Source organism: Luteolibacter sp. (assembly GCF_039920825.1).
In the GTDB taxonomy this organism is placed as follows: Bacteria; Verrucomicrobiota; Verrucomicrobiia; order Verrucomicrobiales; family Akkermansiaceae; genus Luteolibacter.
In genome coordinates, this window is the sequence record NZ_JBDSCX010000008.1 from 46,107 (window position 1) to 64,810 (window position 18,704).

The window sequence follows — 18,704 nt, forward strand, 5'->3', positions numbered from 1 at the left end:
ATGTAATGCTCTCCGTTTCACAAAAGGCGGCGTTAGCCAATCCATCAATCTATCAGCTTCACCAACTCCTCACTCCCGACATACCGATAAGACTGAGGCGGGTGAAAGCCGCCTTTTCTGCGGCGGAGGGCTTTGAGTTCGGTGGCGGTTGGGAGCATCCAAGTGCGGCCGATCAGGATCCCGTAGGCAGTGGATGCGCCTTGGAAGTAGTTGAGGAAGGTTTCTTTTTCCACTCCGGATTGGGTCTGCCATTTTTTGCAAAGGGCTGGCGGCTCGTCTGAGACGATTCCGGCGACTTCAAAACCTCCGACCAAGGCCATTCTCGGGCTTGAGACATAGACGAGAACGAGGTCGCCCGGTCCGACCTTGGGGCAAACGCGGCGGAGTTCGATGGTTTTGGTTCCGGCGAAGATGAGGTCCGCATACTTCGGCTTGATGGACATTAGGACGGCTCGATGGCTCATGGGGCGGTGTTGAATCCGTGGTGATAGATTTCCCGGAAGGTGGCGAAAGGAATGGGACGAGGTCCGGGATAGGGTGGCGGGACATTGAAGGTCCGCAGGAGGTCGGAGTCGAGCGGATGGGTGAAATTTTCGGTGTGGGAGAATCGGAGGGCAGTGAGCCGGGCATTTGGATTGCCCTTGGCGGCGGCCGTCAGGTCTTTCCAGCGATAGACGCCGAGCCGATGGAAGCGGCTGAAGAGTTCCTTGGGTGTGCCTCTCACGACTTCGCGGAGTCTGGAGGTGGCCTTCACCTGCTTGGTGCCGAGGCGTTCGTTTCCGCTGCTCACATACCAGAGGAGGTGGCCGGGTGGCTTGATGGCGATATTGGATGCGGTGAAATAGACGGCTTCCACGCCGAGGTGGAGTTCGTCATCGATTCCCGAAAAACTGGGGAAGCGTTGGGCGGCGGCTTCGGTATCGAAGAAGTGTTCCGCCCACTGGGCTTGGATGGGAATCAGGTAGGAGGTGACTCCCTCTGTTGCGGGTTTGCCGGGCCAGATCATGGTCACGAGTTGATCGATGGCAGTGTGGGAGGTGGAATCTTCCCACGTGAGATTCACGTCTTCAAGGCGCTGGCGGGCGCTGGAGAGTTCGTGGAAACCTTTGACCACGGGTTTGACCCAGCCGCCTGCGGATAGGCCGAAGCCCATTTCCACCAAGGCATCCGTGACGTCGCGTGTGAGGTGGGGTTCCCCGATATGGATGGAGCGGGCGTCGCTTTCAACCGCATCGACGATGGCTTTCATGACCAGGTGCCGCAAGACGGTCTTGGCCAGTGGGAGCGAGTTGAGCCTCAGGAGTGGAATCAGGGTGCGGTGGGGCGATTGCCGATTGATGGCGATGGATACAGCCATGTCCGCGTTGCTGACGTGTGCGATATGGACTGAAGTGGTTTTGGGATCGAGCAAACAGGAGTCGATCAGGTTTTTGAATGCGCTGATTTTCTCGTGAGGATGGTGTCTGAAGCTTTCGATGAAGCGGTCGATTTCCTGAGGTTCGAAGCGCTTGGTGACGATGCTGGAAGCACCGAGGCGCTGGGGTTGGTATTCCTGTTCGCGTTCAATGCTATCGAGACGGGAGACGAACTCGACGGGCGAGAGCAATTGCACGTCGAACTTATCCAGAATTTCAGGAGCCTTGGCCAAGAGCTTCGCGTCCCGGGTGACGAAATACCTCACCTCGGCGACGATGGCGTGGGCCACATGGCGGATGTCCGAGATGTCCTGGGGAGTGAGCGAACCGGTGACCGGGTAGAATTTCCTGAGTTCCGCATCGACTGGGTCGATCCTGGTGGCCGCGGCACGGATGGGATGATAAGTCGCAGCTTTGGCTTTGCTGGTGTCTCGCAACTCGGTATCCTTGCAGCGGTCGATGTCGTTGTAGATTTCAGAGGTGAGGCCTAACTCAACGATGTCGTCGATCCATGGTTCGAGAAGTGCTCCCGAGATTTTCCGCGTGGGACGATCCGGCCAGAAGAGATCGAAGAAGACATTGGCGTCGATGGCGACGAGGGTTTTGCGCTGCGGGAGGGCGGATAGGAGGTCGTCGGGGTTGTGGTCCAGGTGCCAGATGACGAGATCAGCGTTATCCGCACCGCGTCCGATTGCCGCCCCTTTGGCGATGAAGCCCCATTTCGGCCACTGCCGGTGGGCTTCGAAATCACGGCGGCATTTTAGTTTGATGCCGTCTAGGTGAGTGGTGAGGCGCTTGAGTTCGTCCATCAGTGATTTTCCAACCCCACCTTTTCGCGCAGCCGGAGCCACACAAAGGTGTGCGACGGATGCGTAGGCGTGCGCCACCCGGTAGAGGAGATAGCCGAGAATTTGATCCTGACCATCCGTGGCGACAAGCAGCGTGCCTTTGGTGATACCTTCCTCAAACGCCCCGCGCGGCATGAAGCCTAGCGTGCAGGAATCCTTGCGATAGAGGGCGAACACCTCATCACACCGATCTTGTCTGGAGAGTTGGTGGATGGAGATAGGCATCGCGATGCGAATGTGACGGGACTGGCGGATTTGGCAATGAATGCGTGGCCGACAGCGCGAAAACCATCGGCATCTAATCCGCCGACGTTTCGGAATACCGACACTGCTGTGGCGGAGGGAAGTCCGCAGTAGTAGGAGGTGCTTTTGTTGGAAAAAGTCGGGACAGGAATGTCCCGACTCCTTATGGCTTTTGCGCTCCGTTCACTGGGTCGCCACCTTGACGAGCAGGCCGGTTTTGCGGACGTAGCGGAGATTCGCAGCGAAAAAGAAGGCGGCGACGGCACCCCAGACGAGATTGAGAAGCAGGGCGGATTGGACGTTTCCCCACGGGACCGGCTGGCCGGATAGAACGGTGCGCATGCCTTCGAAAATCGGCGTACACGGCAGGGCCATGGCGACGGGTTGCAGCCAAGCGGGAAGCACGGAGACCGGATAGAAAACCGCGGCGAGCGGCTGGATGAAAAACGGCACCGCCCAGGCGAGACTCTCAGCGGCCTGGCCAAAGCGCATGATGAGCGCGGTGGAGATCATGCCGAGAAACCAGCCGAACAGGATCAAATTTCCAAGAAACGGCAGCAGTCCGAGACCGAGACTGGTGAGCTTGAACTGATAGGCGAGTGCGGCGACGACAGCAAGGACGACCAAGGTGACACCGACGCGCAACACGCCCACGACACAAGTGGCGGCGACGTATTCGACGGTCCTAACCGGTGCGACGAAGACATTGAGAAGATTTCGCGTCCATACGTCTTCGAGAAACGAAATGGCAACGCCCTGCTGCGAGCGGAACAGCACGTCCCACAGAATCATCCCGCCGATCAGGTAGCTGATTGCGGTGGGAAACTGCCCCGCTCCCTGCTTTTGCAGGTAGGTGGTGAGGAATCCCCAGACGAGCAGATCGACGAGCGGCCAGAAGACCAGCTCGACCAATCTTACCGAATGCCGGGTGTAGAGAAACAGATAGCGGAGAACGAGTGCTCTAACGGTGTTGATGGAAAATGGCATGGGAGGTTGAAAGTTGAAGAGTTGATAGTTGATGGTTATGAAAAACAGGAAGACTTTGCAGATTCCGATCTCATTCCCGCTGATCCGCGTGAGTCTGTTTCATCCGAAAGGGAGCGGAGCCCCCCTCCCCGTCCGAAGCCATTCCTCTGAATCCGTGTTGATCTGCGTTCATCTGCGGTTTCTCAAATTCCTCATCTTCCAACCATCAACTCTCAACCATCAACTTTTTATCCCCCTTCAACCCGATCGCATCGACCTCGCCGCGCGCGACGCCGATGAAGAGATCTTCGAGCGAACTGCGGTTGAATTTCTCAGCAACGTCATCGGGTGTGCCTTCGGCGAGGACTTTTCCGCCATGAAGAAAGATGAGCCGGTCACAGACTTCGTGGATATCGCGCATGTTGTGGGAGGTGTAGAGGATGGAAAGGCCGTTTTCCTTCTGAAGCTTGCGGAGGAGTTTGCGCACGCGGTCGGCGATGTCGGGATCGAGCGAGGCGGTGGGCTCGTCTAGCAGAAGCAGGCGCGGTTTGTTGAGCAGGGCCTTGGCGAGATTGACGCGGGTGGATTCGCCGGCGGAGAGCTGCCCGGTGACGGATTTTCGCAGGTGGGTGATGTCGAGGACCTCAAGCAGTTCTTCGATCCGTTGCTTCGGACGGGCGACGCCATAGAGCCGGGCGAAGACGGTGAGGTTTTGCCAGACGAGGAGATTTGATGGCAGCGCGGTGTAGGCGGAGGAGAAATTGACCTGGCGCAGGATCTCGATGCGGTGTTTCCAAAGATCGAGCCCGAACATGCGGACAGTGCCGGAGGTCGGCGTCGTCAGGCCGAGCAGGAGGTTCATTGCAGTGGTTTTTCCCGCGCCGTTGACACCGAGCAGGCCGAGCGATTCGCCTTCCGCCACGGTGAAGGACAGGCCGTCGAGCGCGGTGGAGTTACCGAAAATTTTAACGAGTCGATCCGCTTCGAGGATGGGTGTGGCGTCGGGCATCGCCGGAAACTGGCATAGAGTCACCGGTTTTCCACCCCCATTTACCAGCGAAACGAATCGGTTGCCAGCACGGCGGATCTCGGTATGCTCCGCGCCCCGGCAAAAGACGCCGGTTCCTCAAAATGAATCATCCCCATGTAGCGATCGTTGGTGCGACGGGTGCCGTCGGTGTCGAAATGCTCCTTTGTCTCGAACAGCGGAATTTCCCGCTCGGCAAACTCAAGCTGCTCGCTTCGGCGCGTTCCGCCGGGAAAAAAATGACCTTCCGTGGGGAAGAAATCACGGTCGAAGAACTCACGCATGATTCGTTCGGAGATGTCGACATCGCTCTCTTCAGCGCGGGTGGCGGGATTTCCCTCGAATATGGACCTTCCGCGGCAAAGGCGGGAGCGGTGGTGATCGACAATTCCTCCGCCTTCCGGATGGATGACGACGTGCCGCTCGTAGTGCCGGAAATCAATCCGGAAGCCGCGAAGAACCGTCCGCGTGGCATCATCGCGAATCCGAATTGCACGACGATCATCTCACTGATGGCACTCAAGCCGTTGCATGACACGTTCGGCCTGCGTTCGATTATCGCATCGACCTATCAGGCGGTTTCCGGATCGGGAGCGCAGGGCATCATCGAGCTAGAAGAGCAGATGAAGGCGATCAACGCCGGTGAGCCGGTGACGCTCAAAGTTTATCCACGGCAGATCGCTTTCAATGTGATCCCGCAAGTGGATGCTTTCACGGAAAATGGCTACACCAAGGAAGAGCTCAAGATGCTCAACGAAGGCCGGAAAATCATGAATCTGCCGGACCTCCGAGTCTCCTGCACCTGCGTGCGCGTGCCGGTCTATCGGTCGCACTCGGTTTCCATCACCGCGCAGTTCGAACGTCCGGTAAATGCCGATGCAGCCCGCGCCGCTTATGCCGGCAAGCCCGGCGTGCAGGTCGTGGATGACATTGCTAACAAATCATTCCCTGTTCCGCTCGATACCACCGGCAAGGATGACTGCCTCGTCGGCCGCATCCGCAAGAATCTGGTGTTCGACAACGCGCTCGATCTGTGGGTCGTCGGCGATCAGGTCCGCAAGGGTGCCGCGCTCAATGCGGTGCAGATCGCGGAGATTCTTTGAAGAGGTCGATGGTTGAGAGTTGATTGTTGATGGTAAGAAAATGAATGAATTCCTCTTCACTATCAACTATCACCCATAGATCAGCAACTTCCTCCCCACCCGCATGGACCTGAAAAGTTACCTCACCGCCCGCGCCACGGAAGTGGATGCGGCGATGGACGCGTTTCTGCCAAAAGCCAAGGAACGCCCGGCAACGATCCATTCGGCGATGCGTTACAGCGTTTTCGCCGGAGGAAAACGCCTGCGCCCGGTGCTTTGCCTGGCAGCGGCGGAAGCAAGCGGGGGTGAAATTTCCAATGCCCTTGCTCCGGCCTGTGCGGTGGAATTGATGCACACCTACTCGCTGGTCCACGACGATCTTCCCGCGATGGATGACGACGATCTCCGCCGCGGCCGACCGACCTGCCACAAGGTTTATGGCGAGGGAATGGCGGTGCTCTGCGGCGACGCGCTTCTAACTGAGTCGTTCATCGTTCTCGCCAAAACCCCGGCGACGAAACGCTACAATGCCCGCGATTACATTTCCGAACTCGCGGAAACCGGCGGCAGCCGCAAGCTCATCGGCGGGCAGGTGATGGACCTCGAGGGAGAAGGAAAAAAACTCACGAAGCGTGATCTCGTCCGCATCCATGAGGCAAAAACAGCCGCGCTGCTCACCGCTTCGCTACGACTTGGCGCGATGAGCGCGAACGCGACGCCGGCGAAGCTGGAAGCACTCACCACGTTTGGCTACAACCTCGGCCTCGCCTTTCAGGTCATTGACGACATCCTCGACGTCACCCAAAGCACCGAGGTGTTAGGAAAAACGGCGGGCAAGGATCAGGCTGTCGAGAAATCCACCTATCCCGCGATTCTCGGGCTGAACGCATCGCGCAAGGAAGCCGCGAGGTTGACGAAAGCGGCGATGGACGCGTTGAAGCCGTTCGGGAAGAAAGCCGCGCGCTTGCAGGAAATCGCGACGCATTTGTTGAAGCGGGAATACTAGCCCGGTTGGTATGTCCGGTGCTGATGTGACGCCGGACGCGCGCATCGGAGCTTGAAACCCCGGTGGCAATCCAACAGTTTGCCTGTTGGCAGGTGCCTATTCGCACGGCCGCAAAACCCGCCATTCACTATCTCTCCCATGGGAATCAAAATCCGGCTAGTCGTCATGAGCTTCCTGCAGTTCTTCGTATGGGGAGCGTGGTTGATCACCGTCAGCAATTACTGGTTCATCACCAAAAAATGGGGAGGTGAGGAGTTCGGCGCCATCTTCTCGACGCTGGGACTCGCGTCGCTCATCATGCCCGCCATCACCGGAATCATCGCGGACCGTTGGGTCAACGCGGAAAAACTCTACGGCATCCTTCACATCCTCGGAGGTCTGGCGCTCGCCTGCATCCCGATGGTGAACCACCCGGGGACATTCTTCTGGGTCATCTTCGGCGCGATGCTCTGCTACATGCCGACCATCTCGCTATCCAATTCGGTCGCTTACAACATTCTCAAGACGAATGGATTTGATGTGGTCAAAGTTTTTCCTCCCATCCGCGTATGGGGAACGATCGGATTCATCGCCGCCATGTGGGCTACCAACCTATCAGGAAATAAGGCTTCCTCAAACCAATTCCATATCGCGGCTCTAGCGGCGGTGATCCTCGGACTCTATTCTTTCTCGTTGCCGAAATGTCCGCCGCTGAAATCGACATCAAGGAACGCGACTTGGGTTGAATTGTTAGGATTGAATGCGTTCAAACTCTTTGGAAACCTCAAACTCGCCCTGTTCTTCATCTTCTCCATGTTCCTCGGCGGCGCACTGCAACTGACCAACATGTATGGCGATGTCTTCATTTCCGAATTCGCAACGATCCCCCGTTACAGCGACTCGCTGGTGGTGAAATATTCCACGATCATCATGTCCATCTCGCAGGTTTCCGAGACATTGTTCATCCTGGCGATTCCATTTTTCCTGAAACGTTTCGGGATCAAAAAGGTCATGTTGATCAGCATGTTCGCATGGGTGCTGCGGTTCGGATTTTTTGCTTATGGCAATCCGGGAGACGGACTTTGGATGATCATCCTATCGTGCATCGTTTATGGAATGGCGTTCGACTTTTTCAATATTTCAGGCTCGTTGTTCATCGAGACCACTACGGATTCAAGGATCCGATCGAGCGCGCAGGGATTGTTCATGATGATGACCAATGGATTCGGGGCCATCTTCGGAAGTCTCGCCAGCGGGTATGTGATCCAGAAATATTTCACGATCAACGGACGGACGGACTGGCATCACGTCTGGCTTTCATTCGCCCTCTATGCGTTCGTCATCGCCATTGCGTTCGCCGTCCTATTCAGGCACGAACATGATTCCGATGCGGTGGAAGCGCCCGTTCATTGAGACTCACTTACCTAACAACCATGCCAGCAGGTCTTTGAGTTCGTCGGGATTGAGGTGGTTGATCAGACCCGCGGGCATCGGGGAAACGGGCGAATGTTTACTCTCCTTGATGTCGTTGCGCTGGATCTCAATGGTCTGGGAGAAATCAAACGGATTGGTGGCGACCGTCAATTTCCCATCCTTTTCCTCGAGGATCCTGCCGGTGATTTGCGTGCCGTCCTGGCGGGTGATGAGTTCGAAGACGAATGGATCCGAGACCACTTTGCCCGGCTCGATCATGGCTTCGGCAAGGTCATGGACGGAGAGTTTCCCGGTGAGTGAAGAAAGATCGGGACCGGAGGTGGCTCCTTCGTTTCCGACGCGGTGGCAGGCGGCGCACTGCGAAGCGCGGAACATGTCGCGACCTTTGCTTTTATCGCGGCCATCAAGACTGCTTTCCGCGAGTTTCACGACTTCATCGATGCTCCATTCGTGATCCGGTCCTTTGATTTCCGGCAGATCCGCAGGCTCAGGCGGCAGGACGACGGCCCCCCACGGATCACCACCCATCTTGGCGACAACCACTGCCTTGGGCCATGAATCCGCTTGGAAATCGATATTCTGCCAGCCCTCGGGTGATTCATTGCTACAGAACCAGGTGGCATCCGAAACGACGTGGAGTTTTTTCCCGTCCTTAAGGGTGGCCCGGAAACGCAAGGCCATTCCGGCCGCGCCGCGATCATTCCGACCTTCCACGGCGATCACGTTCCGGCCACCTTGTTTGAGATGCGGGAGCACATCGTAGGTCCGGGGAGTATGCCAATCCCCCGCCATTCCGAGGTCCACGCCGTTGATCAACAGGTGATGCCAATCATCGCAAACAATGGTGATCGCGGCACTCGCAACATTCGGCGGCAGCTCGAATTCGCGCCGGAAAAACACCCGCTCACGGTCGGCAGGCGTAGCGCTTTTCCAGATCCAGCCGACGGCAGATTGCCCGCTTTCCGGTTTTCCCACCGCATCGGCCCGGCAATGCAATGCTGCCAGAAGCAGGAATAATGGAATCAGGATCAAACGCATGAGACAGGTAGATACGTCCGGTGGTTGCTCAGACTGTCAGTTTTCGCCCCCCCGAATGCGGTAACGGGAATCATGCTCCGGCAAGAAGGTTTCGGAAATAATCGATGGTCGAATCCAGGCCGCGGTCGAGGGAAATCGTCGGATTCCAACCGAGTTCGCGTTGGGCGAGCGAAATGTCCGGCTGGCGTTGTTTCGGATCGTCTCCCGGGAGCGGGAGGAAGGTAATTTTCGACGGCCCGCCGACTTTTTTCAAAACGAGGTCGGCGAGTTGCAGCATGGTGAATTCTCCCGGATTGCCAATATTGACCGGTCCGGTCATCGACGGGTGGTTCATCAGGCGGATGAAGCCTTCGATGAGATCGTCCACATAACAGAACGAACGCGTCTGGCTGCCGTCGCCGTAAATGGTGATATCATTTCCCCGAAGGGCCTGGACGATGAAATTCGACACCACCCGCCCGTCGTCGGGCAGCATGCGCGGGCCGTAGGTGTTGAAAATGCGGACGACGCGGATATCCACTTTGTTCTGACGATGATAGTCGAAGAACAAGGTCTCGGCACAGCGTTTCCCCTCGTCGTAGCAGGACCGGATGCCGATGGGATTGACGCTACCCCAGTAAGATTCCGGCTGCGGATGGATATCAGGATCGCCGTAAACTTCCGAGGTGGACGCTTGAAAAACACGGGCACCGAGTCGTTTCGCGAGGCCAAGACAGTGGATCGCGCCCATGACCGAGGTCTTGGTGGTCTTGATCGGATTGTGTTGGTAGTGCGGCGGCGAGGCCGGGCAGGCGAGGTTGTAAATTTGATCGACTTCGTATCGAAAAGGCTCGGTCACGTCGTGGCGGACAAGTTCGAAATAGGGATTGTCGAGGAGGTGGGCGATGTTGCTTTTCCGGCCGGTGAAGAAATTGTCCAGGCAGATGATTTCGTTCCCTTCTCGGAGCAGTCGCTCGCAAAGATGGGATCCGAGAAATCCGGCACCGCCGGTGATCAAAATTCGCATGGGCAGGAGGCGAACAGCTTCCGTCCGGTAAATCAAGGTTTCATCCGGCACCAAACATTTAGCAGCCTTTGAAAGCCCAGCTCGGGCGAGAGTTCAATTTAGTTTGAACAAACCGCCTCTGTTCCTTAAAGTCCGGCCCATGGACGATCTGCTCAACGGCGATCAATACGAGCTGGACCCCTTGGAACGCCAAGTGGTCGCCGTTTTCGTCGACGGAGTGCGCGTCCTCGGACTGCCCCGGTCGATCGGAGAAATCTACGGGCTTTTGTTCATTTCCGAAACCGCCCTGTCGCTCGACGATCTCGTGCTGCGGCTACACATCAGCAAGGGCTCCGCCAGCCAAGGATTGAGGATGCTCAAAAGCCTCGGTGCCGTCCGCGAAGCGGAAAGCGGGACCGAGAGACGCACTTATTACGAACCGGCCATCGAGCTGAAGCGTTTGGCCGGGGGATTCATTCGCGAACAAATCCGCCCGCACTTGGAGAGCGGGAAAACCAAGATCAACCGCCTGTCGGAAACCGCCCGCGAGATCGACGATCCGGAACGCCGGAAATTTCTCAGCGAACGGATGGAGCGGCTCGAAACCTGGATGCGCAGCGGCGGCAGGGTGCTGCCCGTGCTCCAAAAACTTCTCGGCCAATGAGTTCCGCCACCTCAGATTCACGGGAATGGTATTGCGTTCGCTGCCAGACGAAACGCGAACACATCGCCGCCGGCCACTTGCGGGAGATCGAGGGCATCGAGGTTTTCTGTCCCCGCCTGCGCTATCGCAAGGCCACCCGCCGCGGCAAAATCTGGTGGGTGGAGCCGATGTTTCCGGGCTATGTGCTCGCAAAATTCACGATGGCGGAAATGGAACGAGCTGTGATGTTTTGCCAAGGGGTGCGCGGTCTCGTCCGCTTCGGATCGGATATTCCTTCCGTCCCGGAATCCTTCGTCGAGGCGATCAAACACGAAATTCTCAACCGCAAGGACGCGACCGAGAACGAGCTGGTGACGCTCAGTCCGACCATCGAACTCGGCGACGAGGTGGAAGTCGCCACCGGCCCGTTCCAAGGCATGCAAGGCACGGTGGTTTCGGTCCCGTCCGCCACCGAGCGGGTCAAAATTCTCCTCGAATTCCTCGGAAAACCGCAGGCCGTGGACATGGATTTGTTCTCGATTCTGCTCCCAAGGCGTCCCACTCCCTGAAAACCGTCCGGTTCCTACGCGATTACGTTAGTCAAAAAGTTCGGTTTCCGTTGAACACTCACCGCCGTCGCTGGCGCGGAATTTCCCGCAACAGCAACGGCCCCCAATCCCCCGCATACCCCAGCCCCTCAGGTTTCTTTCCGCTTCGGAGAGATCGACCAAGGGCGGCAGCGTGGTTGACCGGCCATCATCCCTCGTCGTTTGGAAACAGATAGATCCACCGATTTCCTGATCATTGGCGCCGGCTTTTCCGGTCTCGTCATCGCGGAACGCCTCTCCGCCGCCGGCTGGAAATGCGCGGTCGTTGACCGGCGCGACCATTTCGGGGGGAATGCCTATGATCGCAAGGATGCCGCCGGCGTCCTCATTCATCCCTACGGTCCGCATTATTTCAGATCGAACTCGCAGCGGATCGTCGATTATCTATCAAAATTCACCGAATGGCACGCGGTGGACTACACGATCAAAAGCCACACCCGCGGCCGTTACTGGAGTTTCCCGATCAACCTCAACACCTTCGAGGAGTTCATCGGCCGACCGGCCACCACCAGTGAGTTCTCGGACTGGCTGGAGCAGAACAAGGTTCCAATTTCCGATCCGAAGAATTCGGAAGAAGTCATCATCTCACAGGTTGGCCGGGAGTTGTATGAGCTGTTTTTCGAAGGCTACACGCTCAAGCAATGGAAGCGTCATCCGCGCGATCTCGATGCCTCCGTTTGCGGACGGATCCCGATCCGCACCAATCGTGACGATCGCTATCTGGCGGAAAATTTCCAGGCGCTGCCGAAGCACGGCTACACCGCGCTTTTTGAAACGATGCTGAACGCTTCGCCCGGTGTGGAACTCCATCTGGGCGTCGATTTTCACGAAGCCCGCACGCGTTGGAAACACAAACACTTGATCTTCACCGGGGCCATCGACGAGTTCTATGACCGGCGGTTCGGTGCCCTGCCCTACCGCTCGCTGCGCTTCGAGCACGAATCCTTTTCCGCCGGGCAACTGCGCGAACGCGAGCCTATTTCCGGCAAGCCCGGCTTTTGGCAACCGGCGATGCAGGTGAACTATCCGGGCACCGAAGAAGCGTTTACCCGGATTGTCGAACTCAAGCACGCCACCGGCCAGCAGATCGACGCGACGACCATCGTTCGCGAATACCCGAAGGACTGGACGCCCGACGTCGAGCCGTTCTATCCGATTCCCGCGCCGGAAGCACGCACCGCCTATCAGCGCTATTCCGACCTCGCCGCCGCCGAACCGGCCACCAGTTTCATCGGCCGGCTGGCGACTTACCGCTATTACAATATGGACCAGGTTACCGGCATGGCCATTGCTGAAGCGGACAAACTCATTTCCCGATACGGAACGAATCCATGAAAAAAATATACATCGCAGGCCATCGCGGAATGGTCGGCTCGGCACTCGTGCGCGAAGCGGAAGAACTCGGCGGTTTCCAAGTCATCACCACCACCCGGGACCAGGTCGATCTTTGTGACCAAAGCGCCGTCTTTGAATTCCTCGCCTCGGACAAGCCGGACATCGTCGTCATCGCCGCGGCCAAAGTCGGTGGCATCCATGCGAACTCGACCTATCCGGCGGATTTCATTTATGAAAATCTAACGATCGCCGCAAACCTCGTGGAGGGCAGCCGCCAGGCCGATGTGCCACGCGTGTTGTTCCTCGGTTCGTCCTGTATCTATCCGAAGATGGCTCCCCAGCCGATGACCGAGGATTGCCTGCTGACCTCTCCGCTCGAATGCACCAACGAAGCCTACGCGATCGCAAAAATCGCAGGACTCAAGCTCTGCCAACATTACCGAGCCCAGCACGGCCTGATGTATCACAGCGCGATGCCGACCAATCTCTACGGCCCGGGCGACAACTATCATCCGGAGAATTCGCACGTCATCCCTGCATTGATCCGCCGCTTCCACGAAGCCAAGGAACGTGGCGACGCCAGCGTCACCATCTGGGGCACCGGCACTCCCCGCCGTGAATTCCTTCACGTCCAGGATCTCGCAAAAGCCTGCTTTCATCTGCTTTCGCTGGACGCGCCGCCGGACTGGGTGAACGTCGGCGTCGGTGACGACGTCACGATTTTCGAGCTCGCCTCGCTGGTCGCCACGACCGTGGGCTTCACCGGTGAAATCCTCACCGACCCAAGCAAACCCGACGGCACGCCTCGCAAGCTGTTGGACATTTCCAAGATCAAGGCCACCGGCTGGACACCTGAAGTCCCTTTCGCGGACGGCCTCGCCGCAGCCTATCAGGATTTCCTCGCCACCCTCGCCACGGGTGCGGCACGCCTCTAACTACTTCCCTCCCCGACACCCATGAAAAAAGCACTGATCACCGGCATCACCGGACAAGACGGTTCCTACCTCGCCGAGTTCCTGCTCGAGAAAGGCTATGAAGTCCATGGCATCAAACGCCGCGCCTCGCTGTTCAACACCCAGCGGATCGACCATATTTATGAAGACCCGCAGGTCGAGAATTCGCGGTTCCGTCTCCACTACGGCGACCTGACGGACTCTTCCAACCTCACGCGCATCATCAGCGAGGTTCAGCCGGATGAAGTTTACAATCTGGGCGCGCAGTCCCACGTCGCCGTTTCTTTCGAGGCCCCGGAATACACCGCGGACGTCGATGCCATCGGCACGCTGCGTTTGCTGGAAGCGATCCGTTTCCTCGGACTGGAGAAGAAGACCCGTTTCTATCAGGCGTCCACTTCCGAGCTCTACGGTCTGGTTCAGGAAATCCCGCAAAAGGAAACCACTCCATTCCACCCGCGTTCTCCTTACGCCGTCGCCAAGATGTATGCCTACTGGATCACGGTAAACTACCGCGAAGCCTACGGCATGTATGCCTGCAACGGCATCCTGTTCAACCACGAGTCACCGCGTCGCGGAGAAACCTTCGTCACCCGCAAGATCACCCGCGCTGTCGCGAACATCGCCCAAGGCCTTGAATCCTGCCTTTACCTCGGCAACATGGATTCCCTCCGCGACTGGGGACATGCCAAAGACTATGTCCGCATGCAATGGATGATGCTCCAACAGGAAACCGCGGATGATTTCGTCATCGCCACCGGCAAGCAAATTTCCGTGCGTGAGTTCGTCAAGCTATCCGCGTTGGAAGCCGGCATCGAGCTCACGTTTTCGGGCGAAGGCGAAAAGGAAATCGCCACGATCAGCAAGGTGGTCGATTCCGCGAAAGCCCCCGCAGTCAAAGTCGGCGACGTGATCGTCAAGGTGGATCCCCGCTATTTCCGCCCGGCGGAAGTGGAAACCTTGTTAGGCGATCCGACCAAGGCGAAGGAAAAGCTCGGCTGGGTGCCGGAAATCACCGTCGAGGAAATGTGCGCGGAGATGGTGGCCCACGACCTCGACGTCGCCTGCCGTCATTCGCTGCTCAAACTGCACGGCCACCACGTTTCCGTATCGAAGGAGTAACAGCAATTCCCTGCTTTCCTATTGAACCTACGGATGCTGACCCGCTCCATCATCGGTCTTCCCGTCGCGGTGACCACCTATGCCGGAGCGGTGGACTGGATCCTCGATCATGCGGGCAAGCGGGACCGGGCCTACGCTGTCGAGGCGGCCAACACCCACGTCGCCGCGCTTGCCAGAACGGATGAGGAATTCGGCGAAGCGATACGCCGCTTCGATCTGATTTGTCCCGACGGCATGCCTCTCGTGTGGGCGCTCAATTCCCAACTCCCGACCGGAGAAAAACTAACCGACCGCGTCTATGGACCAACTCTGATGTTGGAGACTCTGAAGGCGACCGACGGCAGATCATCCGATTTCAAACACTTTCTCCTCGGCGGCAAGCAAAGCACGCTGGACGACCTGACAAAAAATTTCGCCGAACGTTTTCCCGGCGTCGCCATCGCGGGAACCCACTCGCCACCCTTCGGTGAGTGGCCGGAAAACGAGTTCGACATCATCGCCGGAAAAATCCGCGACTCCGGAGCCAACCTCATCTGGGTGGGGCTCGGTTGTCCCAAGCAGGAACACTGGATCGCCCGTCACAAGGACCGGCTTCCTCCGGGCGTCTATTTCGGCATCGGCGCGGCATTCGCGTTTCATGCAGGAGAAGTCCGCCAGGCTCCGATGCTGATCCAGCGCCTTGGAATGGAATGGGCCTATCGGGTGGCAATGGAGCCTCGCCGCCTGTTCAAACGTTATTTCACCTACAATACCTTGTTTCTCTATCACCTTGTGCGGGACCATGTCCGGCATTGATTCTTCCCCTGTTCACCCCAGCCATATCACCATGCCCATTAAATCCATTTGCTGCCTCGGCGCCGGTTACGTCGGCGGACCTACCATGGCCATGATCGCCGCCAAGTGCCCTGAGATCCAGGTAACCGTGGCGGACATGAACGAAAAACGCATTGCCGCATGGAACTCGGACACACTTCCCGTTTACGAACCCGGCCTCGATGCCGTGGTCGCCTCCGCGATCGGTCGCAATCTCCATTTCACGACGGACATCCGCGGATCGATCGCCGCTGCGGATCTGATCTTCGTCTCAGTTGGCACGCCCACCAAAGCCTACGGAATCGGTGCCGGACGCGCCGCCGATCTCCGTTATATCGAATCCGCCGCACGCCTCATCGCCGAGGTTTCGGAAGGGAACAAGATCATCGTGGAGAAGAGCACGATCCCGGTGAAAACCGCGACCGCGATCAAATCGATCCTCGCCGCGAACTCGCCTAACGGAGCGACGTTCCAAGTTCTCTCCAATCCGGAATTCCTAGCAGAAGGAACTGCTGTCGAAGATATGGAGAATCCGGACCGCATCCTCATCGGCGGCGAACCCACTCCGGAAGGAAATGCCGCGGTCGAGGCTCTGGCATCGGTCTATGCGAAATGGATTCCACGCGAGCGGATCCTCACCACCAACCTCTGGTCGTCGGAGCTTTCCAAGCTCGTTGCCAACGCCTTTCTCGCCCAACGCATTTCCTCGATCAACTCGATTTCAGCCCTCTGCGAAGCCACCGGCGCCGATGTCGATGAGGTTGCGCGCGCCATCGGCATGGACTCGCGGATTGGTTCGAAATTCCTGAAAGCCTCCGTCGGTTTCGGCGGCTCGTGTTTTCAAAAGGACATTCTGAACCTCGTCTATCTCTGCGATTCCTTCAACCTTCCCCACGTCGCGGAATACTGGCGTCAAGTGGTCCATTTAAACGATTGGCAGAAAAGCCGATTCGTCGAAAAGATGGTCCGCACGCTTTATAACACCGTCAATGGCAAGCGGATCGGCATCCTTGGATTCGCCTTCAAGAAAGATACCAACGACACTCGCGAATCCGCAGCCATTCAGATCTGCCGCGACCTGCTCAGTGAACGCGCCCACCTCGCGATTTATGATCCACGGGTCAGCGCGGCGACCATCCATCAGGATCTGCTCTCGGCCGGTGTTTCGGAGGAACTCATCACCACCAACGTGGAAATCTGCGCCGACCCCTACACCGCCGTCACCGGTGCCCACGCACTCGCCACGCTCACCGAGTGGGACGAGTTCCGCACGCTCGATCTGCCGCGCATTTATGATCTCATGCTCAAGCCGGCATTCGTTTTCGACGGTCGCGCGGTGCTGCCGCTTGATTCACTGAAGGCCCACGGTTTTGATGCTTTCGTGATCGGCAAAGGCGTTTGAGCGACTGGCAGAAATTCCCTCGCCTAATCTGCGATTCCAACGCTATACTTTTATCCCAATGTCGAACATCCATCCCGAGTTCCACCGCTTCCTTCACCGTCAGGACAAAGAAAACCTTCTCGGCCAGCGGGGCGTCGTCGTCTGGCTTTGTGGCCTTTCCGGCTCGGGCAAATCCACCATCGCCAACGCGGCGGAGCGGGTGCTCCATCAGCAGGGTCGGTTCACGACCATTCTCGATGGAGACAACCTCCGGACCGGCTTGAATTCCAATCTGGGCTTCTCCGACCAAGACCGGCTTGAAAACATCCGGCGCATCTCGGAGGTGGCCAAAATTTTCGTTTCGCAGGGAATCATCACCTTTGTTTCCGCCATCACGCCGCGCGGTGAATTGCGGGACCTCGCCCGCGGAATTCTCGGCAAAGACCTTTTGGAAGTTTACGTGAAGGCGAGTTACGAGGCTTGCGAACAACGCGACGTCAAAGGCCTCTACGCGAAGGCCGCGCGGGGCGAAATCGCCCATTTCACTGGCAAGGACGGTTCCTTCGAGCCGCCTCACAATCCTGATCTCACGCTCGATACCGAGAGAACGTCCATCGAGGACGCCGCTTTCGAGCTGCTCGAAGCCATCCAACCAAAAATCACCGTGCATCTTCCGTTGTGAAGATTGCGGCGATTTTCAATGACGATATAAATCGGCTGAAGTCCTTGGGCTTCAGCCTTTTTTTACGCCCGGATGACTCGCATTTCAGCGCTCATTAAATCCTTACCATTCCACCTAAGATAATAATTAAACCTTGACCGCTTTTGCCAGCGGGCCTAATCCCAACGCGCTCCTCCTTGCGGCGCAATGCTTTTTCACGTTTTTATCGAACTTACTCATGCCCAACTATCATCTCAGTCATCTCGACCAACTTGAAGCCGAAGCCATCTTCATCCTTCGTGAAACCGCCGCCCAGTTTGAGAACCCCGCGCTGCTGTTCTCCGGCGGCAAGGATTCCATCGTGATGGCATGGCTCGCACGCAAGGCGTTTTGGCCGGCCCGCATGCCCTTCCCACTTGTCCACATCGACACCGGGCACAACTTTGAGGAAACCATGACTTACCGGGATGAATTCGTCGAAATGATCCGCGCCTCGCTGGTCGTCGGCTCCGTGCAGGAGTCCATCGACACCGGCCGCGTGGTCGAGGAAAAGGGCCCGAACGCTTCGCGCAACAAACTCCAAACCGTCACCCTGCTCGATACCATCGAGAAAAACCAATACGACGCCTGCCTCGGCGGTGGCCGTCGCGACGAAGAAAAAGCCCGCGCCAAGGAGCGCTTCTTCTCGCACCGCGACGACTTCGGCCAATGGGACCCGAAGAACCAGCGCCCCGAGCTTTGGAATCTGTTTAACGGCCGCAAGAATCCCGGCGAGCACTTCCGCGTCTTCCCGCTTTCCAACTTCACTGAGATGGACATTTGGATGTACATCAAGCGCGAGAAAATCCCGCTGCCTTCGATCTATTTCTCCCACGAACGCGAGGTGTTCGAGCGCAACGGCTCGCTGCTCGCCGTCACCGAATTCCTCAAGCCGCTGGACACCGAAACCGTCCGCAAGCAAATCGTCCGCTTCCGCACCATCGGCGACGCGACCTGCACCGGTGCCGTCGAATCCACCGCTTCCGACCTCGACGAGGTCATCGCCGAAGTCGCCGCCGCCCGCCAGACCGAGCGCGGCACCCGTTCCGACGACAAACGCTCCGAAACCGCCATGGAAGACCGCAAGAAGGAAGGATACTTCTAACTACTGTAGCGGCGGTCTGTG

The 18,704-nt window shown here is 57.8% G+C and carries 18 protein-coding genes; 12 read left to right on the top strand and 6 right to left on the bottom strand.

Annotation, left to right across the window (positions count from 1 at the left end):
• Window positions 1–44: 44 nt before the first annotated feature.
• The 4 genes from ABIQ96_RS01405 to ABIQ96_RS01420 all read right to left on the bottom strand — a co-directional run bounded on the left by ABIQ96_RS01405 (window position 45) and on the right by ABIQ96_RS01420 (window position 4,481).
• Window positions 45–464 carry an ASCH domain-containing protein gene (locus tag ABIQ96_RS01405; RefSeq protein ID WP_348212744.1) on the bottom strand — a complete coding sequence of 140 codons (420 nt, stop codon included), beginning with the start codon at window positions 462–464 and terminating at the stop codon, window positions 45–47.
• Window positions 461–2,488 (bottom strand): GNAT family N-acetyltransferase, encoded by a 2,028-nt coding sequence (locus tag ABIQ96_RS01410; protein WP_348212745.1) that lies wholly within the window; start codon window positions 2,486–2,488, stop codon window positions 461–463. The genes ABIQ96_RS01405 and ABIQ96_RS01410 overlap by 4 nt, the downstream gene beginning before the upstream one ends.
• A 201-nt stretch (window positions 2,489–2,689) precedes the next feature.
• The gene (locus ABIQ96_RS01415) at window positions 2,690–3,493 is read right to left on the bottom strand and encodes an ABC transporter permease (protein ID WP_348212746.1); all 804 of its coding nucleotides are present in this window, start codon (window positions 3,491–3,493) and stop codon (window positions 2,690–2,692) included.
• Window positions 3,494–3,698: 205 nt separating this feature from the next.
• Window positions 3,699–4,481: an ABC transporter ATP-binding protein gene (locus tag ABIQ96_RS01420; protein ID WP_348212747.1), complete on the bottom strand. Its 783-nt coding sequence runs from the start codon at window positions 4,479–4,481 to the stop codon at window positions 3,699–3,701.
• A 122-nt stretch (window positions 4,482–4,603) separates the two neighbouring features.
• On the opposite strand from ABIQ96_RS01420, the gene ABIQ96_RS01425 reads away from it, so the two are divergent.
• From ABIQ96_RS01425 to ABIQ96_RS01435, 3 genes are all read left to right on the top strand, one after another.
• The gene (locus tag ABIQ96_RS01425) at window positions 4,604–5,602 is read left to right on the top strand and encodes an aspartate-semialdehyde dehydrogenase (RefSeq protein ID WP_348212748.1); all 999 of its coding nucleotides are present in this window, start codon (window positions 4,604–4,606) and stop codon (window positions 5,600–5,602) included.
• 103 nt (window positions 5,603–5,705) lie between these two features.
• Window positions 5,706–6,587, top strand: a complete 882-nt coding sequence (locus tag ABIQ96_RS01430; protein WP_348212749.1) for a polyprenyl synthetase family protein — start codon at window positions 5,706–5,708, stop codon at window positions 6,585–6,587.
• 138 nt (window positions 6,588–6,725) lie between these two features.
• Window positions 6,726–7,979, top strand: coding sequence for a nucleoside permease (locus tag ABIQ96_RS01435; protein ID WP_348212750.1), 1,254 nt, complete (start codon window positions 6,726–6,728; stop codon window positions 7,977–7,979).
• 3 nt (window positions 7,980–7,982) lie between these two features.
• On the opposite strand, the gene ABIQ96_RS01440 is transcribed toward ABIQ96_RS01435, so the two are convergent.
• Both ABIQ96_RS01440 and ABIQ96_RS01445 read right to left on the bottom strand, forming a co-directional pair.
• A complete protein-coding gene (locus ABIQ96_RS01440; protein WP_348212751.1) occupies window positions 7,983–9,038 on the bottom strand; it encodes a c-type cytochrome in 1,056 nt (351 codons plus the stop codon).
• A gap of 70 nt (window positions 9,039–9,108) precedes the next feature.
• Window positions 9,109–10,044 (bottom strand): UDP-glucuronic acid decarboxylase family protein, encoded by a 936-nt coding sequence (locus tag ABIQ96_RS01445; RefSeq protein WP_348212752.1) that lies wholly within the window; start codon window positions 10,042–10,044, stop codon window positions 9,109–9,111.
• 139 nt (window positions 10,045–10,183) lie between these two features.
• Here ABIQ96_RS01445 and ABIQ96_RS01450 point away from each other — a divergent pair, with 139 nt between their 5' ends.
• From ABIQ96_RS01450 to cysD, 9 genes are all read left to right on the top strand, one after another.
• The gene (locus ABIQ96_RS01450; RefSeq protein ID WP_348212753.1) at window positions 10,184–10,687 is read left to right on the top strand and encodes a transcriptional regulator; all 504 of its coding nucleotides are present in this window, start codon (window positions 10,184–10,186) and stop codon (window positions 10,685–10,687) included.
• Entirely contained in the window at window positions 10,684–11,235 is a 552-nt protein-coding gene (locus ABIQ96_RS01455; RefSeq protein WP_348212754.1) for a transcription termination/antitermination NusG family protein, read from the top strand. Before ABIQ96_RS01450 ends, ABIQ96_RS01455 begins: the two co-directional genes overlap by 4 nt.
• Window positions 11,236–11,436: 201 nt before the next feature.
• Window positions 11,437–12,609 carry an FAD-dependent oxidoreductase gene (locus ABIQ96_RS01460; protein WP_348212755.1) on the top strand — a complete coding sequence of 391 codons (1,173 nt, stop codon included), beginning with the start codon at window positions 11,437–11,439 and terminating at the stop codon, window positions 12,607–12,609.
• Window positions 12,606–13,544 carry a GDP-L-fucose synthase gene (locus tag ABIQ96_RS01465; RefSeq protein WP_348212756.1) on the top strand — a complete coding sequence of 313 codons (939 nt, stop codon included), beginning with the start codon at window positions 12,606–12,608 and terminating at the stop codon, window positions 13,542–13,544. The genes ABIQ96_RS01460 and ABIQ96_RS01465 overlap by 4 nt, the downstream gene beginning before the upstream one ends.
• 21 nt (window positions 13,545–13,565) lie before the next feature.
• On the top strand, window positions 13,566–14,684 hold the full coding sequence (gmd, locus tag ABIQ96_RS01470) for a GDP-mannose 4,6-dehydratase (RefSeq protein WP_348212757.1): 1,119 nt from the start codon (window positions 13,566–13,568) through the stop codon (window positions 14,682–14,684).
• A gap of 33 nt (window positions 14,685–14,717) precedes the next feature.
• Complete coding sequence (locus tag ABIQ96_RS01475; RefSeq protein ID WP_348212758.1) at window positions 14,718–15,479, top strand: WecB/TagA/CpsF family glycosyltransferase; 762 nt, start codon at window positions 14,718–14,720, stop codon at window positions 15,477–15,479.
• Between the two features lie 31 nt (window positions 15,480–15,510).
• Entirely contained in the window at window positions 15,511–16,899 is a 1,389-nt protein-coding gene (locus tag ABIQ96_RS01480; RefSeq protein ID WP_348212759.1) for a UDP-glucose 6-dehydrogenase, read from the top strand.
• A 52-nt stretch (window positions 16,900–16,951) separates the two neighbouring features.
• Window positions 16,952–17,560: an adenylyl-sulfate kinase gene (gene cysC / locus ABIQ96_RS01485; RefSeq protein WP_348212838.1), complete on the top strand. Its 609-nt coding sequence runs from the start codon at window positions 16,952–16,954 to the stop codon at window positions 17,558–17,560.
• Between the two features lie 217 nt (window positions 17,561–17,777).
• The gene (gene cysD, locus ABIQ96_RS01490; RefSeq protein ID WP_348212760.1) at window positions 17,778–18,683 is read left to right on the top strand and encodes a sulfate adenylyltransferase subunit CysD; all 906 of its coding nucleotides are present in this window, start codon (window positions 17,778–17,780) and stop codon (window positions 18,681–18,683) included.
• The last annotated feature ends 21 nt before the right edge of the window (window positions 18,684–18,704 follow it).

Bases quoted from the DNA above. Each gene is read 5' to 3' on its own strand.
- ABIQ96_RS01410 (WP_348212745.1), bottom strand. From the start codon at position 2,488: ATGCCTATCTCCATCCACCAACTCTCCAGACAAGATCGGTGTGATGAG.
- ABIQ96_RS01455 (WP_348212754.1), top strand. From the start codon at position 10,684: ATGAGTTCCGCCACCTCAGATTCACGGGAATGGTATTGCGTTCGCTGC.
- ABIQ96_RS01465 (WP_348212756.1), top strand. From the start codon at position 12,606: ATGAAAAAAATATACATCGCAGGCCATCGCGGAATGGTCGGCTCGGCA.
- ABIQ96_RS01405 (WP_348212744.1), bottom strand. From the start codon at position 464: ATGAGCCATCGAGCCGTCCTAATGTCCATCAAGCCGAAGTATGCGGAC.
- ABIQ96_RS01480 (WP_348212759.1), top strand. From the start codon at position 15,511: ATGCCCATTAAATCCATTTGCTGCCTCGGCGCCGGTTACGTCGGCGGA.
- ABIQ96_RS01450 (WP_348212753.1), top strand. From the start codon at position 10,184: ATGGACGATCTGCTCAACGGCGATCAATACGAGCTGGACCCCTTGGAA.
- ABIQ96_RS01425 (WP_348212748.1), top strand. From the start codon at position 4,604: ATGAATCATCCCCATGTAGCGATCGTTGGTGCGACGGGTGCCGTCGGT.
- ABIQ96_RS01435 (WP_348212750.1), top strand. From the start codon at position 6,726: ATGGGAATCAAAATCCGGCTAGTCGTCATGAGCTTCCTGCAGTTCTTC.
- ABIQ96_RS01475 (WP_348212758.1), top strand. From the start codon at position 14,718: ATGCTGACCCGCTCCATCATCGGTCTTCCCGTCGCGGTGACCACCTAT.
- ABIQ96_RS01430 (WP_348212749.1), top strand. From the start codon at position 5,706: ATGGACCTGAAAAGTTACCTCACCGCCCGCGCCACGGAAGTGGATGCG.
- cysD (WP_348212760.1), top strand. From the start codon at position 17,778: ATGCCCAACTATCATCTCAGTCATCTCGACCAACTTGAAGCCGAAGCC.
- gmd (WP_348212757.1), top strand. From the start codon at position 13,566: ATGAAAAAAGCACTGATCACCGGCATCACCGGACAAGACGGTTCCTAC.
- ABIQ96_RS01440 (WP_348212751.1), bottom strand. From the start codon at position 9,038: ATGCGTTTGATCCTGATTCCATTATTCCTGCTTCTGGCAGCATTGCAT.
- ABIQ96_RS01420 (WP_348212747.1), bottom strand. From the start codon at position 4,481: ATGCCCGACGCCACACCCATCCTCGAAGCGGATCGACTCGTTAAAATT.
- ABIQ96_RS01445 (WP_348212752.1), bottom strand. From the start codon at position 10,044: ATGCGAATTTTGATCACCGGCGGTGCCGGATTTCTCGGATCCCATCTT.
- ABIQ96_RS01415 (WP_348212746.1), bottom strand. From the start codon at position 3,493: ATGCCATTTTCCATCAACACCGTTAGAGCACTCGTTCTCCGCTATCTG.